The organism is Rhodobacteraceae bacterium M382 (assembly GCA_025141015.1).
GTDB classification, from domain to species: Bacteria; Pseudomonadota; Alphaproteobacteria; order Rhodobacterales; family Rhodobacteraceae; genus Aliisedimentitalea; species Aliisedimentitalea scapharcae.
Window position 1 is genome coordinate 2,047,439 of the sequence record CP081098.1, and the last position, 14,589, is coordinate 2,062,027.

Here is a 14,589-nt window from a genome sequence, read left to right on the forward strand (position 1 = left end):
CGTCGCGCTCATTCCCGCGAAACGTTTCGGACGTAAAGGGTCAGGGTCGCACCGGTATTTCCCATTTCTACGACCGTCTGGACGTGATGTAGAACGTCTTCAAAACCAGCATGCGTTTGCGCCTGCGGGTCTCAAAGACAATGTGCCAGGTCTCATTGCCCAGGATGACGGTCTTCTGGATCAAACGCCCGCCGGGTGCGGCAGATGACAGCCCCAGATCCGTGATCGCACCGGGACCATCCAGCAGCGTGGCCATCAAGGCAATGTCAGCCGGGGTGACGGCGCGCTGTCCGCGCGTCGCCTCGACAGATCGATCCATATGCTCACTGGCAATATGGCGGATGCTGTCTGGCTCAATCGAAAAATCAAACCCGGCGGCGTTTACATCAAGCCGCGCCAGTTTGTTGACTTGGCTCGACGTCAATCGGCCCAGGGTGCGCTGGGGATGGATGATGACATTGCGGATTGGCGCGCCGCCGCGTTCCCCCAGAACCCGTTCTGAGTAGCGGCGCACTTCGGTGATCAGGCTGGGCTGCTGGCGATAGGCGCGGGCAAAATCATCGACCGTCTGATCAGGCAGGGCGGTCATGAACTCCTTGGAAAGGACATTCGGCCATTTGACGCTTTTGCGGCTGACTTCCCGGATCAGGTCCGACGCGCTCGCACCGGGCGCATAGTCCCAGCCCTTATCAATGCCCTTGGGCGTGTTGGTTTTGGGATCGGGCGTATTCCAGCCAGCGGGCAGGCGCACGGACGGATCGCCACCCCGGCGCACCGCACCGGCCAGAGATCGCGCCCCAAACACTCGGCACGAACAGCCCCAGCCATTGGGCGGGAACCAGATCATCCAGAACGGATGATCTGGTTCCAGGATCAGTCCGTCCAGCGCCAGATGTTCAGGTCGCGGATCCAAAGAGCCGCCGTGGCGATAGATCCAATATTTGTAGCCTCCCTCGCGGAGCTGGGCGAACCGCCCCGCCTGATAGGACACCCGCATGTTGGTGCGGTAAATCACCCGCATCCGCCAATTCTCGCCACCCGGCGTGCCTTCGCCGGTCCAACCGTGCCAGCCCTGGCGTTCCACGATTGACCGAAAATCCCGCTTGAACGCCTCAAACCCGGTGCCCTCGGTGATCGCCCGATCAATCGCCGCGCCGAGATCCGCCAGCAGATCCGCCTTTGTGACCCCGGCCACCATGAACGCCCGGTCATGGGCGTTGCGTTCGATGTCATCCCAGCGCGACGTCGCAACCAGATTGCCCAGGCGCAGACGAAACGCGGCAACCTGGTGCTTGAAGGGTTTGCGGAATGTGCCGCGCAACGTGTCAGGCATCGGCGTTGTCTTCGATCATCGCCCGCCCGCCAGCCTCGGCGGCAAAGATCGCCTGGGCGGTGACCCGGCTCAGCTGCGCGGCGTCCAGATCCGGATAGGCCGCGAACAGCTTTTCGCGAAAATCTTCCAGGCTGGAGGAGGTCGCCAGCAGCGCCTCGACCTGCGCCATTAGCGCCCCAATCGCCGGGGTTGCCTCGGTTTCCAGCCGATCTGCCAAATCGGCCTCAGGACCATGATCACCTGAGAGCCCCGTGGGCGGGGTTTCGGCCTGTAATGCGACTACCCCCGCGCCAGAGCCGTTCCGGGTATTTAAGTGGTATTTAAATTCGCTCTCAGAGGGGTTTGCGGTGCCATCGTCGGGTTCATCCGGCGCGGTTTCGGGCTGAGAGGCGGAATTCGGGGATTTTGGGGCCAATTCGAGCCCCATCTTTTCGAGCATTTCCGCCTTGGGGCGATAGCCGTAGGCCAGGAACGGCGCGGCAGCCGAGGACAGCGCCGCCAGGTCTTCCCCTTCCTCGCGGCCAATGACGATCCGGGGCAGTTCGTCCGTGGTTTCGAATTCAAGCATCATCCAGGGCTGGATCAGGTCCTGATTGATGATCGCTGTGAGCTGTTTGGCATCGGCGCGTTCAATATCTTCCTGAACCTCGCGGTGTTCCTTGCCGGACCCAAGCCCGCCGGTGACCGCGTCGGTGGTGGCGGTCTGACCCAGGACCAGTTTGGAGGTTTGTTTGTCCAGCCAATCGCAGCGGCGTTCATAAAGATCCAGCGCCGCGCCCAGGTTGGGCATTTGCGCAAATTCGATCATCATGCCTTCGGGGATGATCGCTGCCATGTCTCCTGCGATATTGGCGACAGCATGAAACAGGGTTTTGCGATCCTCTTCAGACGCGCCCTGGCCGTATTTACCCACCCGCAACGGCTGGCCATAGGTTTGGGTGAAGATCGCCCAATCCCGTTGGGTGAGCGCTTTGAACAGCCATACCCAGGACGCGACCCGCGCAATGCCCGAGCGCAGGGGCAGGCCGGATTTCGCGGACATTCTGGCATAGATGAACTTGAAGGCGGGCAAAGGTTGCTCCCGGCCCAGATCGTCCAGCACCAGGGGCACGCTCAGGTTCTGACGTTCAAAGCGGAACCAGCGTTGGTCGCGCCGCTCCAGCCGTTTGGGCTCCCATTGCCCGGCGGAACGGTCCCACAGGATTTCGGTAAGGGAATAGGATTTCCCAACCGCGTCCAGGATCTCGAACAATTCACCGGACAATTCATCCCGATCTACCCAGGCCTCGACACGGGCCGCCATCTCCTTGGCTTTTGGTGTCTTGCCACCGGGTTTGACCTTGATGTCAAGTTGGCTGACCGCGCGTTTGCGGGTGCCCAAAACGCCGAGATAATGCGGGTCCCGTTCTTCGATGGTTTCGGCCAGTTCCATATAGCGCACCGGATCGCCATTGTCGGCAGCGCGCAGGATCTGGGTCAGACGGATCGGATTGAGCCCGTCGGCGGCATATCCCAACATGGGCGACCGGGCACCGCCAAACGTCGGGGCGGCAACTTCACGGGTCAACTCAGACCGGCGCAGGGGATTGCCGAAACGATCCAACAATTGCGGTTTACGGGCCATCGTTTGTGCTTCCCTCTAATTTGTCATTGGTAAAATCGACCATCAGATCACCCCCCGCATCCGGGCACCCAGCGGCGGTTCCCACCAGTCCCGCTGCTTGATTGTGTGACCGTCAGAAGATCCTGCGCTGCGATTGCCAAACAGATCCCCGCCATGGGCGGTCGGCACCGGGGTGTAGTCGATTTCAACCCAGCGCATCCGGGACGCAAAATGTGCCAGGGCAAGGGCGATGGCATAATCGCCGTGGCGCTTTTTGCCCTTCTTGTCCGTCTCGCGCAGATCCGGCACCCGTGGGATGCCCCGGATCGTCTTCACCTTGCGCAGATCGACCAGGTGATCATCGTTGCGGCCAATGGCGATCATGTTGTCTTCAAACGCGGTTTTAAGGGGCGGCATCTGCAGCCGGTACCAGTCCTGGCTGAATTTGATCGGCCACACGATGCCAGGGCTTTCTTCGTTTTCGCGCAGGCCGAACTTGCGGCCCATGTCCTCGGCCACGGTCCAGCCCATGCCGGTGGCATCAAACGCCCCACCGACAAGCCGTTCGCGCACCTTTTCCATGACCATGGCGACGATCTTCTTTTGCTCATCGCCCGGGACATTGCGCATTTCGACAGACAGCGCTTCCCGGCGGCGCAGGTTCTTTTCGATGGCCAGCAAGCAAAGCACCGACAGGTCGGCAACGCGGGCAAAGTCGAACCCCAGCGCATAGAGAACGTCCAGGGGCAGGGTGCCCAGAACCTCTTCGAGCTCATCCAGAAAGGGCTGCAGCAAAGCCTGCTGGTCGGCGGGTGGGCGTTGCAGGTAATCGGCTGGCAATTCCAGTTGCAGACAGGGGGCATCCGCCGTCATGCGCGCTTCGATCAATGGCGCGCTCAGCCAGGCCCCGGTGCCAGCCTTGGGGATGCAGTGCAATTCCTCGTCCGCATCGTCGCCGTACATGGCGAGGGTGCGGTTAATCCAGGCCTGTTTGGCCTCGGGTGACTGCTCCAGCCCGGTGACCATCGCGATCCGCTCATAGAGCCCGGCCTCGACCGCTTCGTAGAAATCGACGCGAATGACCTTGGCGGTGTCGCCACGCTCTCCTTCATTGACCTGGCGCACCAGCAGGTTGAACGGGTGGCTGTCGCCATTGTGGGTGGAAATGACCAGCACCTTGCCGCCCCACATGGTCAGGGCGTTGGCTGCTTTCAGCATTTCTTCCAGTTCGTCATGAAAGGCGGCTTCGTCAAAGATCACGTAGCCCTGGCGACCACGCAAGGATCGCGGCTTGGAACTCAGCGCCATGATTTCGAACCCGCTGGCAAAGCGGATCCGAAACGCCTGAATATCGCGGTCCTCATCGCCGCCCGTATCACGGAACAGATGTTCTTCAACGGCGCTGGCCGCCTGCGAAAACGCTTTGGCCCACATCGCGCAGGTATCAATGAACTCGCGCGCCATATCGAGATTGAAACCGATATACAGCGTGTCCATGCCGCCCGCGCGCTTTTGGGCCGCCGAGGTCAACACCGCATCCGCACCAACGCCCCAGGTCATCCCGATCCGGCGGGATTTTTCGCAGACGACAAACGGATAGGCCGCCGTCGTTTGCAGCAGCTTGGCCTGATAGGACAACAGCACGGCAGGCAGGCCATCCTTGGTGTCGATGGCGTCGGGGAAGGATTGGCGACTTTCGGCGCGCAGATCTTCCCATTCCTCTTCGGTGAGCGCTTCAGCTGTCATCGCCGAACCTGTACACGGGCCATCAGCAGGCCTCCCAATAGCCGTCGCGCAGAACGCCGTGCCAGCCGCAGACGGTTTGTTTGATCGAAGGCGTCAGGGTTGGATCGGGGATTGATCCATTCCATTCCCAGGAGGGCGACCCGTCGGGCTTGAATTTTTCGCCCACCCGGATCCGGGACGTGGTGCCACAGCCGCACGGGCACAGGAACCACACCATCGCGGTTTCATTCGTGAGGTCGATGAAAACACTGCCTCTGTGTGTGGCCGAGCGAAACGCGCCTTCTGTCTTATAGGGCAAGGCGCGGATCATGATTTGGCCTCGGCCCATGCGATGTGAAGTCTTGCTTCCAAACCGTCGGGAGGCAGGCTGTCACCCAGCAGATCCGGGCAGAAGTCACGCGGCCCCAGTAACCAAAGATGACGAATATTGGCAGAGTTCACGACTTTGGAGCGTTCGGGGTAGGCTTCAATCGCGCGGGCGTCTTGCCCCCAAACGCGGTCCTTGATGTCCATCAGGGCATCCCAGGAGATTGACCCGTCGTGCAGCACCCATAGGTGCCCCAATGTTGTATTGACGGATACGGCAAAGCCACAGATAAAGTGTTTTTCGATGTTGGGTTCACGCATCAGCCACTCCCGAACAGGATCTTGTCTTTGATGCTCTCGACGGTTTCGCCGGTCAGGCCCAGTTGCGCCGCCGCAGCACCAACTTCCTCGGCGGCTGCTTCACGGGCCTCTTTGGCGACACGGTCGCGCTCGTCATCCCGGAGCTTTTCGCGAATGCCTGCCGACAGCATCAAATCCTTCAACATGCGCGATAGGTTGGCGAGTTGTTTGGGTTCGAAATGCCCGTCCTGTTCTGACACCGCCTGCATCATTTGAAAGGCCGCTGTCGCAATCATTTGCATCAGCACCTTGTGCATGTTGCTTTCCGCCTCGATGTCCAAGTCGCCCAACAGGGTTTCAGCCATGGCAAAGGCGTCGCGCTGATCCTTCAACAGCTTGGAGAACTCGCCCACGGAGGTCTTGCCGATCCGGATCTCCAATCCGGCCTCCTGGAGCCAGAAATTCAGATCCTCGGTAACGTCGACGATATCGCCAAAACCACGCTCCTGCAGGACCATGGCCAACCGTTGGCGCAGCTCAATCGGGATCAGGTCCAGTTTCTTTGGCGGTGGCACGGATCAGCTCCCCGGCCGGGGGCGCTGGATCTTTGGATGACGCGCAATGTTTTGGGCAATCTCGACGCCGCGCACTGTGGCCGTGGCCACGATAAAGCTGCCGTTGCGTTCCAAGGTGACAAGGCCTTGTTCACCCAACCATTCCAGCTCGGTTTCGACCTGATCACGGGTGTAGGCGATGCCCAGCGGGGGAAGTTGCGCGCTCAGCATCGAGGCGTTGGAGGTGTATTTCGGCGCATCTTCCAGAAAGCGCAGAATGGCGATCCGGGCATGTTCGCGCAGGGTTTCGGAGTAGCTCATTTGTTCTCTCGCAAATAATCTTCGTGGCGGCTGGAAATGGTCTCAAGGCGGTTTTGGCTCTCGGCAATTGCGCGCATGGTGGAGCGCACCGCTTTGAGTTCGCCGTTGATATCGGCCAGCGTGAGCTGCATGGCGTGCATGTCATCCTTGTCGGGCATCGCCTCAATCTGCTGCTCAATTCTCTGAAGCCTCAGATCCTGCTCATTCATTCGCTTTGATCCGGCCTGGAATTTGTCCTCAAACCGCTGGTCGCGTGTCCGATACCAGGTGAACAGAATGGTGGCGAAGGCGATCAGCGCCGACCAGGTGAGTGTCGGATCAAATTGCATTCAGCGACCTCATCAGCCGATCCGCTTTGTGGCGCGCACGCGGCCAATGATTGCAACGATTGATCCGACAGCGTTTGCGATGGCGGCGGCGGCCAGAATGGCCCCTTGCACGTCTTCAGGAGAGATTGAATATCCCAACGCGCCGACAACCAGTGTGCCGATGCTGAAAGCACCGCCCATGACGCCTTTTGATTTCAGAAAGGACTTGGTCGCGATCATTTTGTTTTGTCTCCTTGCTTGAAACCCGCCGCGCTGGCGGGGTGATCGTCAAATGTGATGGCGGCGGTGTAACGGGCGACGATCCAGCCCTCCTGGCCGCCGTATTGAACGCAGAGCCACTGGCGGCCCTCGTAGATCCCGCGCCGCAGAACCGGCACGATTGCCTGATCAGGAATGCTGGCAAGCACGTTGGGATTGAAGCTGGGCCAGCGGCGGAAATTCAGCTTGTCGCCGGGCACATCGATCCGAACCATCTCATCGGTTTCAACGGGGTCCGACTGCGCATCGACGTCCTGATCGACAGGATCCTCGCGGCCAAAGATCAGGGCGCGGACATGTTCCAGCGGGAAAAGGGGATTGGTGTCCACCTTGCGCCCGGGTGAAACGTACCAGTGGGTGGTGATGTCCTTGAGCGACGGCACCCCGTCAAACAGCGCCGCCAGCAAGGCGATCAGCCTGTCGATCTGGGCTTCGGTATAGGGCATCCACAGCCCGTGGCCGTGGTCCGGCGTGGAAACCTCCTGAATGCCGTATTCGGCGATATTGAACCGCTCGCCGTACCACGCCAAAGCATGGGTTTCAGAATAGCGGGTCATGGAGCCGGGGTTCACCAGTTCGATGCCGACCGCGAAGTTATTGCACCCCTTGCGACCGTGATAGACCGAGCGGCCGGCATGGTTGGCACGGCGATTGACGGGAACCTGTTGAACGATCGAACCGTCCCGTTCGATCACGAACTGGACCGAGACTTTGCGGGTGTTGTTTTTCAGATAGGCGGCGGCATTGCCGAGGGCCAGGCGAGACGCGGTGTCGTGCAGAATGACGATTTCGGGGGTGATTTCACCGCCAATCCAGCGCGCCCGCTCAAAAGGCACATCCTGCAAAACTCCATCTTTGAACCCACCCGCGAAACCCATGGCACTGACCCCGAAAATATGACGTGTTAACGGGTGTCAGAATGGCGTGCGCGAGGGGGGTAAAAACACCCACCGGGATCGGTGGGTCAGTCTGAACAGGGTCAGAACAGGGAAAGCTGGTCGGGGTCTTTGGGCGTGTTCATGCCCTTGATGTACAGCCGGGCCGTACTTTCAACGCAGCCGAGTTTGCGGGCGATCTCGACCGTTTTCAAGCCCTGGGATTTATAGACCCGCGCCCGCCATTCTTTGACCAGGGGAACACGGCGGGGCAGGCGCTCGATGATGGAGGCAAGCGCCTTGGCCTTTGGATAGCCGATGAGGGCAACCACACTGGAGCGGGATTTGGGATCGGCGGCGATATAGATCTCGGTGCCGCCAAAGGCTTCGATGAATTTCAACGCATCTTCGAGCCCAAGCGCCTCGATGTAGGGCTCGGCCTGTGCGGGGGGCATCGGGTAATCGCCTGTATGTGTCCCCGATTTTCTCATCGGGCGTGCTGCTCCCAGTCGAAATCGGTGTCTGTTCGCTGGTTCCAGGCTTTCAAAGCTTGGATGACCTGGTCGATCTGATTCCACTGGCGCAGCACGTCGACGTCAGCAAGCTCGATGCCCCAATGCGACCCGAACCGGGCGCGGATGAACCTGTTCAACCCGGCGCGTGTCGGATCGCGCAGCTCACCGGCTTTGCCCAGCTCGGCCCACAGCACATGGATCAGGCGCAGATCGGCCCGTGGGGCGGCTTTGTGCTTTTGATGGCGCTTTGAAGTGGGTTTGAACCCGTCCGATTCCAGCCGTTTGATGACCTTTTTCAGATCCGCCTCGGTCATGTCACGCATGGACGACTTGCCGGTTTCCACCAATTGCAGGTCCCGGCGGGCAGCCGGATCAAGCCCAAGTTGACGGCACCCGATGTGGATCTTCTGCTGCAACGCGCGGGTCATAAGAGGCTGGTCAGAATGAGGTGGAAGCGATCCAGGAAGTCATAGACCGCAACCAAGGCGTCCTGACTGGTTCTGGCTTCGGGTACACCGGGAACCAGCCAGGTTTTATTGTCCGGGGACAGGCGGGCGCACTGACTGACAGCCTGGTCCAGTTGCGCGCGTGTGCCTTCGCCAAGCTTGACTGCCTCCCTGTGATCGGGTGTGTCCGAGAGAAAGATTTCACCTGACTTACGGCAATGAACAAACATGATCAGGCCTCCTCGGGCGCTTTGACTTTGTCACCAGACAAATGTGCCTGGATGGCTCCGACCGAGCGTTCGCAAAGCTGGCGCAAGTTCACTTTGAAAATCCGAACCGGATCGCCAAGGCTGCGAAACTCGATCACGCCGTCATTGATGTGCATGGCGACTTCCACGTCCCCTGTGGGTGTTTCAATCACCCCCATCGAGCGCACGACGGCCAACGATTTGGGATCAACCTCGACCAATTCGATTTCGATATCGTCAATCTTTCTCGCTTGCATGTTCGCCTCCCTCACGCTTTTGCCAAGTCAATGGTGACAGCCCGCCATGGTGCATCACAGGCGTCGCGCCGGTAGCAGCGAACATAGGTTTTCGAGCCGACGACCTTCATGGCGTCGTTGATGGCATCGGTGCCGCGTTTCCAGCGGGCGTCTTCGATATCGAGCTTCTTGAGGCGGAAAAGCTCTGTCCGGTTCACCTTCCCTTCCTTGTCGGTGTTGAATGCGTTGGTCACCACTGCCCGGATCTCCGGGCGGGCGGTTTCGGACCATTCGGTCAGGCATTCGTCGATCAGTTCCTTGGCGACCTGCAATTGTGGTCCGAAGTCGATAAAGTCCGCGACAGCCACACTGACCTTGAACAGACCATCAAAACTCATGAAGGTCTTGTTGCCTTTGAGGCCGCCACGCTTGATCTCATAGTCCTGCAAAAGGATTGCCTCGAAGCCGGACAGATCGTCAAAAGTGTGCTGTTTGAACCGTGCAATCTGATCAGACAAGGACACGGCATATCCCAGGATCTTACGTACGGTCTCGTCCTCCAGCAGATCCTGCGCCTTGATCAATTCGACCGGCACTAGCTTGCCCTGGGGGTCGGGCATATACTCATTGTTGCCCATGAGTTGGCGACCGTTTGGGATGGTTTTGGGGAGCGAAAGGCGGTTCGCACTGCCGATCCCGGCGAGTTCATTGACGATCTGGCAATTGAGGTTGGCAGCGTCCATGCCAGACAAACTGCCTTCGTTTTGCATCCAGCCTGCCCAAGCGAACGGTTCACGTTCAGGGGCAAATGGGCAATCATGTTTCAGGGCTTCGTAGATACCGGCTTGGGTCATTGCGTCTTCCTCACGGATTTGAAAACGGGGTTTGGAACGGGTTTGAAACGCGGGGTTGAGGGCGGTAGGATTCCGGCTGCAACGATCAAAGCCGCCATGGCCTCGACCTCTTCGCGGGTGCATTGCTCGGTGCCGGTCAGCCCCAGCAGATCCACTTTGTGGACAGCGCGGGCCGCTCGGGCTTCCATTTCGGGCTGCGTCAGACGTTCATTCATGATTGGACTCCAGATCATCAAGCACCGCGTCGATCAGATCTGCCTGGATGACGTGTTCCAGCAGCCGTTCAGCGAGCTTCAAGGGTGAAATTCCCCGCCGCATTGCATGGGGTTTGAGGGCGGCGCGAATGTTATGTTCGAGCGTCGGTGACCTGCGCGTGTCACCGTAAGGAACGCTGATCCCGGATTTCCGGGCGCGGGTCAGGTAGACCCGGGCGGTCTGGCGACGGATGCCCAGCTTTTTAGCGATCTCGTCGGGCTGCACTCCCCGGTTCGCCAATTCTGCCGCCCATTCAACTCGGGTCATGTTTCACTCTCCGAGCCCTTCTGGCCCCGGGGGCAACAGCGGCAGGCTCGGTCCATTTGCACCCGGATCGGGACGCTGGATGTCGTGCCCATTTGATCACGCCACTGCAGGCAAGCTTCCCCTTGGATCAGGCCCAGGGCGGGGCATTCGATCTCCTTTTGCTCAAACACATCGCTCACCCGGCCAGCGATGTTTTCGAGATTGCCGGGGTAGTTGTTGTGGATGACCTGGCTGACGACCGTGGAGGAAATACCCAGTTTCCTGGCCACTTGGTTTTGTGAACTTTCGTCGCATTCTTTGACAAGGGTGCGCACCCAGTCGGGCAGGGTGTCCCCCCATTTGTCCTGGGCGATGATCAAGCGATTGCTCATGACAGCCCCCCAAGCACTTTGGTGACCGTTTCTTCGTTCTGGTCAAAAATCACCGGTATCAGGCGTTTGATGGGGGGGAAGGGGCCTGTGTCGTGCAGCAGGCGGTACCAGGTCCTGGTCCTCTGGCGTTTTCCGCTGTTGACCCGGGCCTCCCTCAGATACTGGCCATCAACCAATGTTCGGCAATAGGCGCGCACGATAGGCGCGGTGATCCGGCCCGCTTCTTCGCCAATGCCCAGCAGAAGGTCCTCGACCGTAAATTCCTGCATGGACCGGATTGCGGTCCAGATCATCCCTTCGGATGACATGCGCGTGTCGCGCGACCATTCAAAGAACTCGTCCAAGTCCAGGGCCGTGAAGACAGGCATGTTCTGTTCCCGACCGATTTCCCGGATGATGCCGAGTCGGCGCATATCGCGAAAAAAGACCTCAGTTCGGTTGGCGCTGGCCAGATTGGCGTCAATCAACTCGCGCCGGAAAAAGCGGATCCGGTTCCGGATGAAACCGAACAGTGCTGTTTCTTCGGGCGTTGTCGGTGTCCAACCCGCGCCGGGTGCCGGGCATTGCAGCTCCAGGCGGCCGATTTTTTCGGCCACCAGATCCGGGTCCGGTTGATGGGTGGCGCTGTCCGGTGAGACTGCGGAATAGAAAACGCGGGTGTCGCGGCGCACGTAGACGTGCAGCTGGCCTTTGCTGACCAGTTTGCCCAGGAATGTTTCGGTCTGGTGGCAGGGGGCCAGATCCAGGCCAACGATCTCGGCGTAGGAGATCACGGGTTCCTGGACAATGTGGTTCCAGATGGCCTGCTCGAAAGGCTTTTTGAACTCTGTTTGGTGTGTCATTGCTGATATCCCTGCGGTGCCAAAAGCAGGCCGCTTTCAAAAGGGGTGTTGCCCCAGTCCCGGTGCGTCAACGTTTTGACCCCGATCTGGAGCGCGTGTTCGCGGATGGTGTCCAGGTCCCGGCAGGTCTCACGAACACTGCCTTCGTTGCGTTCCAGGACATGCATGAGAAGGTCGTCGGCAACCTGGACGCCACCGGCATAATGTCCGGCCAGGATGCGCGCGTCCTTGAGATCGGCAGGGACCGCAGGTGTCCATTTGAGGACGCGATTGTAGACCAGCGGCCATTTTGCCAACTTCAGGGCAAACTCGCTCATCCCGATCATGATCACGGGAACCGCCGCGCCATCCTGAATGTCCCGGATATCGTCAATCAGGTTGCGCTGAACGGCATAGTCCGCCTCATCGATGATCAAAGCCCGGTCTGCCCGGCGCAACCCTTGGATGGTGCGGTCCGTGAGTTTCTGCAGCGTGCCGTTCTGTGGCATTTTCAGCTCGACGAGAATTTTCTCCAGCAGGGTCCGAGCGGTCCAGCGCTTTTGGACGGATACATGGATGGCACCGGTTCGGGACGCGGCCCAGGTTGCGGCAAAGGTCTTCCCATATCCCGTGTTTCCGTGGAAAACGCCGAGACCGGGCAAGCCAAAGGTGCGGTTCCGCAAGGCTAGTATTTGCTGGTTCAGCGCGGCGACATTGCGCAGCGGCTGCACCATATTGCCAGTTTCAAGAAAGTTCGACATAGTATCCTCCGATCAAGGTAGCGCCGTCGCATGGGGTAGGGCCCGAGCGGCGGCGCAATTCGTTCAGCCGCTTTGGTTTCCAAGCATTTCGGCCATCATTTTTGCGCTCTTGTATTCAACAGACGTTTGGTAATCGGCGACCCATTCGGCCTCTGCCGTGCCTATGGGCTGACCCGCATCGGAGCGGGCCAGGATGTCCAACGCCTGGGAATATCGGTCCTCCGGGTTGGCGGCGGGTGCGAAACCGTCGGTCTGTATTTTTGGCTGGGCGCTTCTGTTCTCAGGCAGCGAAAGGATCAGGGCCTCACGCGCCGCGTCCAACTCGGGATTTTCCGGGGTCACAAAACGCGGCTTCTGCACACGGGGTTTATCGAAGTTCAAAGCCACGACTTTTGCCCGGAGCGGATCGGACGGGGCAGCAGGGTTGGTGTCCATATCCGCTGCAATGTCTTCGATGCTCACAGGGCGCAGTTCTTCGAGAATTTCCCTTTGCAGCTTCTTCACGCGGCGGTTTCGGCGGGCCTGTTCCCGGGCACCGGACAGGTCGAAGAACCCGACCTTCTGGCGGCATTCAGCAAAGCCCAGATATTCGCCATCGACGCTGTAGATCTCGAGACCGGCGTGGAGATGATCCGGATCGAACCGGGCAACGACCCGCAGGCCAGGATGCTGGCTCATCCATTCGGAATAATAGAAATTGCCGTAAAGCTTGATCTGTCCGTTCTGGGCGTTGAGTTTGCCCACTTGTTGGCAAAGCAACCACAGGCGGCGTTGTTCTTTTGTAGCCTTGCGAATTGGCGCGGCTTGGAAACTCTCGGCAAAGGTTTGATCAAAGGAACGCCCTTTGGCGGTTGGCGACAGGCGACCTTCGCGGGCGTTGTGTTCAATCACCCCCTCTTCGACAACCTTTAGAAAGGTGTCCATGGTGATCGCCCGCTCGCGGTAATTCTCGGGTTTTGCGACCGGGCTCTTGCCGACATAGGCCCCGTGGCACCGTGGATCCTTGGCGATGTTCTCGGCCCAGTCACCAAATGCCCGTTCAACAGGTTTGGCCTGACCGTGACCCGGTGTTGCCCAATGTACCTGAATGTTCATCAGATCCATGACGCCGCGCGGGTCGGTGTCCAGCACTTTGAAGCGAAACCGGGTTTTGGTGCCGCCGGTCATCCATTTGTTGGCAAACTCATGCCCGTTGTCGAACAGGCACCGCTTGGGAATGCCCCAGGTTTCGACCAATTCGCCAAAGGCGCTCATCACCATGACTTTGTTCGGCGAATGATCGACCCGCCAGGACAGGATCTTGCCCGAATAGAGGTCCTGGAACGCCACGATCTGCGGGCGATTGATTGTGCCGTCAGGCCAGCTCACAAAGACGTCGATCTTGTGGCAGTCGGCGTTCACACCTTCCAGAGCGTGCAAGCCGCTGCGGTCCCTGATCTGGGCCGGGAAGCTGCGCATCAGCCCCGCTTCGCCCTCCCGTGCCAGGACCAGGGTCAGATGCGGCACCTGATTTTCCAGATGACGTTTGGCGGTCTTTTGGGTCAGAGCGTCCCAGCCTTCGGCCTCGGCCTTCTTCATCGCCAGCCGCCAGGACTGGCTGAAAGAAGGCCCTTCCTGGCGCAGATAAAGCCCTTTTAAATAGTCCATGAACGCCTGGGTGCAGACGGCTTTTGTATCCTTGCGCGGGGCCGTCCGGTTGCGTGGGGCCAGATAGGCCAGCCAATCGGCGGGCTCGACACCTTCGACCAGGCGGGACCATTCATAAAGGCTGCGGGATGTGAACCCGTGTTGGCGACCGGCCTCGGTCATGGCGACGACTTTGGTAACGCCGGTGGCATACAAGCGATCTGCCAATTGCAGGGCGGCCAGACGGTCCTTGGCCTTTTGTTTTGCGCTGTTGGGCAGTGTGTCAAAGGCCGCCCACATATCGCCGCGCTCCGGGCGCTCTGCAGGAACGTCAGCCGCATCTTTCAACAGCTTGCGCCGGGTGCCCAGGGGCAGAACCGACCAGTGATATACCCAGCCGCCACCGCGCCCCTGTTTACGCTTGGCGCAACCCGGTTGCGCCTTCCAACCCAGCCGGTCGGCCAACAGGTTGATGCCGCGCTTGGTGCCGGGCAGTTCGGGCAGGCCGGATGCTGCCAACTCGTCTGCGGTCCACCAGATTTTATGGGGTTCGGTGACGCTCAT

General features: G+C 59.7%; 21 protein-coding genes. All 21 read right to left on the reverse strand.

Annotated features, from left to right (window positions below):
• Window positions 1-67: 67 nt before the first annotated feature.
• A complete protein-coding gene (locus K3727_09510) occupies window positions 68-1,333 on the reverse strand; it encodes a phage head protein (GenBank protein ID UWQ92993.1) in 1,266 nt (421 codons plus the stop codon).
• Entirely contained in the window at window positions 1,326-2,957 is a 1,632-nt protein-coding gene (locus K3727_09515) for a DUF935 domain-containing protein (protein UWQ92994.1), read from the reverse strand. The genes K3727_09510 and K3727_09515 overlap by 8 nt, the downstream gene beginning before the upstream one ends.
• A gap of 42 nt (window positions 2,958-2,999) precedes the next feature.
• The gene (locus K3727_09520) at window positions 3,000-4,682 is read right to left on the reverse strand and encodes a terminase family protein (GenBank protein UWQ92995.1); all 1,683 of its coding nucleotides are present in this window, start codon (window positions 4,680-4,682) and stop codon (window positions 3,000-3,002) included.
• A 22-nt stretch (window positions 4,683-4,704) separates the two neighbouring features.
• Window positions 4,705-4,992, reverse strand: a complete 288-nt coding sequence (locus tag K3727_09525) for a hypothetical protein (protein ID UWQ92996.1) — start codon at window positions 4,990-4,992, stop codon at window positions 4,705-4,707.
• Complete coding sequence (locus K3727_09530) at window positions 4,989-5,309, reverse strand: hypothetical protein (GenBank protein ID UWQ92997.1); 321 nt, start codon at window positions 5,307-5,309, stop codon at window positions 4,989-4,991. Before K3727_09530 ends, K3727_09525 begins: the two co-directional genes overlap by 4 nt.
• A complete protein-coding gene (locus K3727_09535) occupies window positions 5,309-5,863 on the reverse strand; it encodes a DUF3486 family protein (protein UWQ92998.1) in 555 nt (184 codons plus the stop codon). The genes K3727_09530 and K3727_09535 overlap by 1 nt, the downstream gene beginning before the upstream one ends.
• Window positions 5,864-5,866: 3 nt before the next feature.
• Window positions 5,867-6,163: a hypothetical protein gene (locus K3727_09540; protein ID UWQ92999.1), complete on the reverse strand. Its 297-nt coding sequence runs from the start codon at window positions 6,161-6,163 to the stop codon at window positions 5,867-5,869.
• Window positions 6,160-6,492 carry a DUF2730 domain-containing protein gene (locus K3727_09545; protein UWQ93000.1) on the reverse strand — a complete coding sequence of 111 codons (333 nt, stop codon included), beginning with the start codon at window positions 6,490-6,492 and terminating at the stop codon, window positions 6,160-6,162. Before K3727_09545 ends, K3727_09540 begins: the two co-directional genes overlap by 4 nt.
• Before the next feature lie 12 nt (window positions 6,493-6,504).
• Window positions 6,505-6,711 (reverse strand): hypothetical protein, encoded by a 207-nt coding sequence (locus K3727_09550; GenBank protein UWQ93001.1) that lies wholly within the window; start codon window positions 6,709-6,711, stop codon window positions 6,505-6,507.
• Complete coding sequence (locus K3727_09555; GenBank protein UWQ93002.1) at window positions 6,708-7,628, reverse strand: N-acetylmuramoyl-L-alanine amidase; 921 nt, start codon at window positions 7,626-7,628, stop codon at window positions 6,708-6,710. The genes K3727_09550 and K3727_09555 overlap by 4 nt, the downstream gene beginning before the upstream one ends.
• A gap of 101 nt (window positions 7,629-7,729) precedes the next feature.
• A complete protein-coding gene (locus tag K3727_09560) occupies window positions 7,730-8,116 on the reverse strand; it encodes a helix-turn-helix domain-containing protein (protein ID UWQ93003.1) in 387 nt (128 codons plus the stop codon).
• Window positions 8,113-8,568 (reverse strand): regulatory protein GemA, encoded by a 456-nt coding sequence (locus tag K3727_09565; protein ID UWQ93004.1) that lies wholly within the window; start codon window positions 8,566-8,568, stop codon window positions 8,113-8,115. Before K3727_09565 ends, K3727_09560 begins: the two co-directional genes overlap by 4 nt.
• A complete protein-coding gene (locus tag K3727_09570) occupies window positions 8,565-8,816 on the reverse strand; it encodes a hypothetical protein (protein UWQ93005.1) in 252 nt (83 codons plus the stop codon). Before K3727_09570 ends, K3727_09565 begins: the two co-directional genes overlap by 4 nt.
• 2 nt (window positions 8,817-8,818) lie before the next feature.
• Window positions 8,819-9,091, reverse strand: coding sequence for a hypothetical protein (locus tag K3727_09575; GenBank protein UWQ93006.1), 273 nt, complete (start codon window positions 9,089-9,091; stop codon window positions 8,819-8,821).
• 11 nt (window positions 9,092-9,102) lie between these two features.
• On the reverse strand, window positions 9,103-9,708 hold the full coding sequence (locus tag K3727_09580; protein ID UWQ93328.1) for a DUF3164 family protein: 606 nt from the start codon (window positions 9,706-9,708) through the stop codon (window positions 9,103-9,105).
• Between the two features lie 212 nt (window positions 9,709-9,920).
• Window positions 9,921-10,139 carry a hypothetical protein gene (locus tag K3727_09585; GenBank protein UWQ93007.1) on the reverse strand — a complete coding sequence of 73 codons (219 nt, stop codon included), beginning with the start codon at window positions 10,137-10,139 and terminating at the stop codon, window positions 9,921-9,923.
• A complete protein-coding gene (locus K3727_09590) occupies window positions 10,132-10,446 on the reverse strand; it encodes a hypothetical protein (GenBank protein ID UWQ93008.1) in 315 nt (104 codons plus the stop codon). Before K3727_09590 ends, K3727_09585 begins: the two co-directional genes overlap by 8 nt.
• On the reverse strand, window positions 10,443-10,805 hold the full coding sequence (locus K3727_09595; protein ID UWQ93009.1) for a helix-turn-helix transcriptional regulator: 363 nt from the start codon (window positions 10,803-10,805) through the stop codon (window positions 10,443-10,445). The genes K3727_09590 and K3727_09595 overlap by 4 nt, the downstream gene beginning before the upstream one ends.
• Window positions 10,806-10,813: 8 nt before the next feature.
• Window positions 10,814-11,659, reverse strand: coding sequence for a hypothetical protein (locus K3727_09600; GenBank protein UWQ93010.1), 846 nt, complete (start codon window positions 11,657-11,659; stop codon window positions 10,814-10,816).
• Complete coding sequence (locus K3727_09605; protein UWQ93011.1) at window positions 11,656-12,399, reverse strand: ATP-binding protein; 744 nt, start codon at window positions 12,397-12,399, stop codon at window positions 11,656-11,658. The genes K3727_09600 and K3727_09605 overlap by 4 nt, the downstream gene beginning before the upstream one ends.
• Before the next feature lie 63 nt (window positions 12,400-12,462).
• The gene (locus tag K3727_09610; protein ID UWQ93012.1) at window positions 12,463-14,589 is read right to left on the reverse strand and encodes a Mu transposase C-terminal domain-containing protein; all 2,127 of its coding nucleotides are present in this window, start codon (window positions 14,587-14,589) and stop codon (window positions 12,463-12,465) included.

Coding starts and splice junctions, on each gene's coding strand:
- K3727_09510 (UWQ92993.1), bottom strand. CDS start 1,333: ATGCCTGACACGTTGCGCGGCACATTCCGCAAACCCTTCAAGCACCAG.
- K3727_09550 (UWQ93001.1), bottom strand. CDS start 6,711: ATGATCGCGACCAAGTCCTTTCTGAAATCAAAAGGCGTCATGGGCGGT.
- K3727_09580 (UWQ93328.1), bottom strand. CDS start 9,708: ATGGGCAACAATGAGTATATGCCCGACCCCCAGGGCAAGCTAGTGCCG.
- K3727_09565 (UWQ93004.1), bottom strand. CDS start 8,568: ATGACCCGCGCGTTGCAGCAGAAGATCCACATCGGGTGCCGTCAACTT.
- K3727_09515 (UWQ92994.1), bottom strand. CDS start 2,957: ATGGCCCGTAAACCGCAATTGTTGGATCGTTTCGGCAATCCCCTGCGC.
- K3727_09525 (UWQ92996.1), bottom strand. CDS start 4,992: ATGATCCGCGCCTTGCCCTATAAGACAGAAGGCGCGTTTCGCTCGGCC.
- K3727_09600 (UWQ93010.1), bottom strand. CDS start 11,659: ATGACACACCAAACAGAGTTCAAAAAGCCTTTCGAGCAGGCCATCTGG.
- K3727_09545 (UWQ93000.1), bottom strand. CDS start 6,492: ATGCAATTTGATCCGACACTCACCTGGTCGGCGCTGATCGCCTTCGCC.
- K3727_09605 (UWQ93011.1), bottom strand. CDS start 12,399: ATGTCGAACTTTCTTGAAACTGGCAATATGGTGCAGCCGCTGCGCAAT.
- K3727_09520 (UWQ92995.1), bottom strand. CDS start 4,682: ATGACAGCTGAAGCGCTCACCGAAGAGGAATGGGAAGATCTGCGCGCC.
- K3727_09610 (UWQ93012.1), bottom strand. CDS start 14,589: ATGAGCGTCACCGAACCCCATAAAATCTGGTGGACCGCAGACGAGTTG.
- K3727_09560 (UWQ93003.1), bottom strand. CDS start 8,116: ATGAGAAAATCGGGGACACATACAGGCGATTACCCGATGCCCCCCGCA.
- K3727_09585 (UWQ93007.1), bottom strand. CDS start 10,139: ATGAATGAACGTCTGACGCAGCCCGAAATGGAAGCCCGAGCGGCCCGC.
- K3727_09530 (UWQ92997.1), bottom strand. CDS start 5,309: ATGCGTGAACCCAACATCGAAAAACACTTTATCTGTGGCTTTGCCGTA.
- K3727_09575 (UWQ93006.1), bottom strand. CDS start 9,091: ATGCAAGCGAGAAAGATTGACGATATCGAAATCGAATTGGTCGAGGTT.
- K3727_09540 (UWQ92999.1), bottom strand. CDS start 6,163: ATGAGCTACTCCGAAACCCTGCGCGAACATGCCCGGATCGCCATTCTG.
- K3727_09555 (UWQ93002.1), bottom strand. CDS start 7,628: ATGGGTTTCGCGGGTGGGTTCAAAGATGGAGTTTTGCAGGATGTGCCT.
- K3727_09570 (UWQ93005.1), bottom strand. CDS start 8,816: ATGTTTGTTCATTGCCGTAAGTCAGGTGAAATCTTTCTCTCGGACACA.
- K3727_09590 (UWQ93008.1), bottom strand. CDS start 10,446: ATGACCCGAGTTGAATGGGCGGCAGAATTGGCGAACCGGGGAGTGCAG.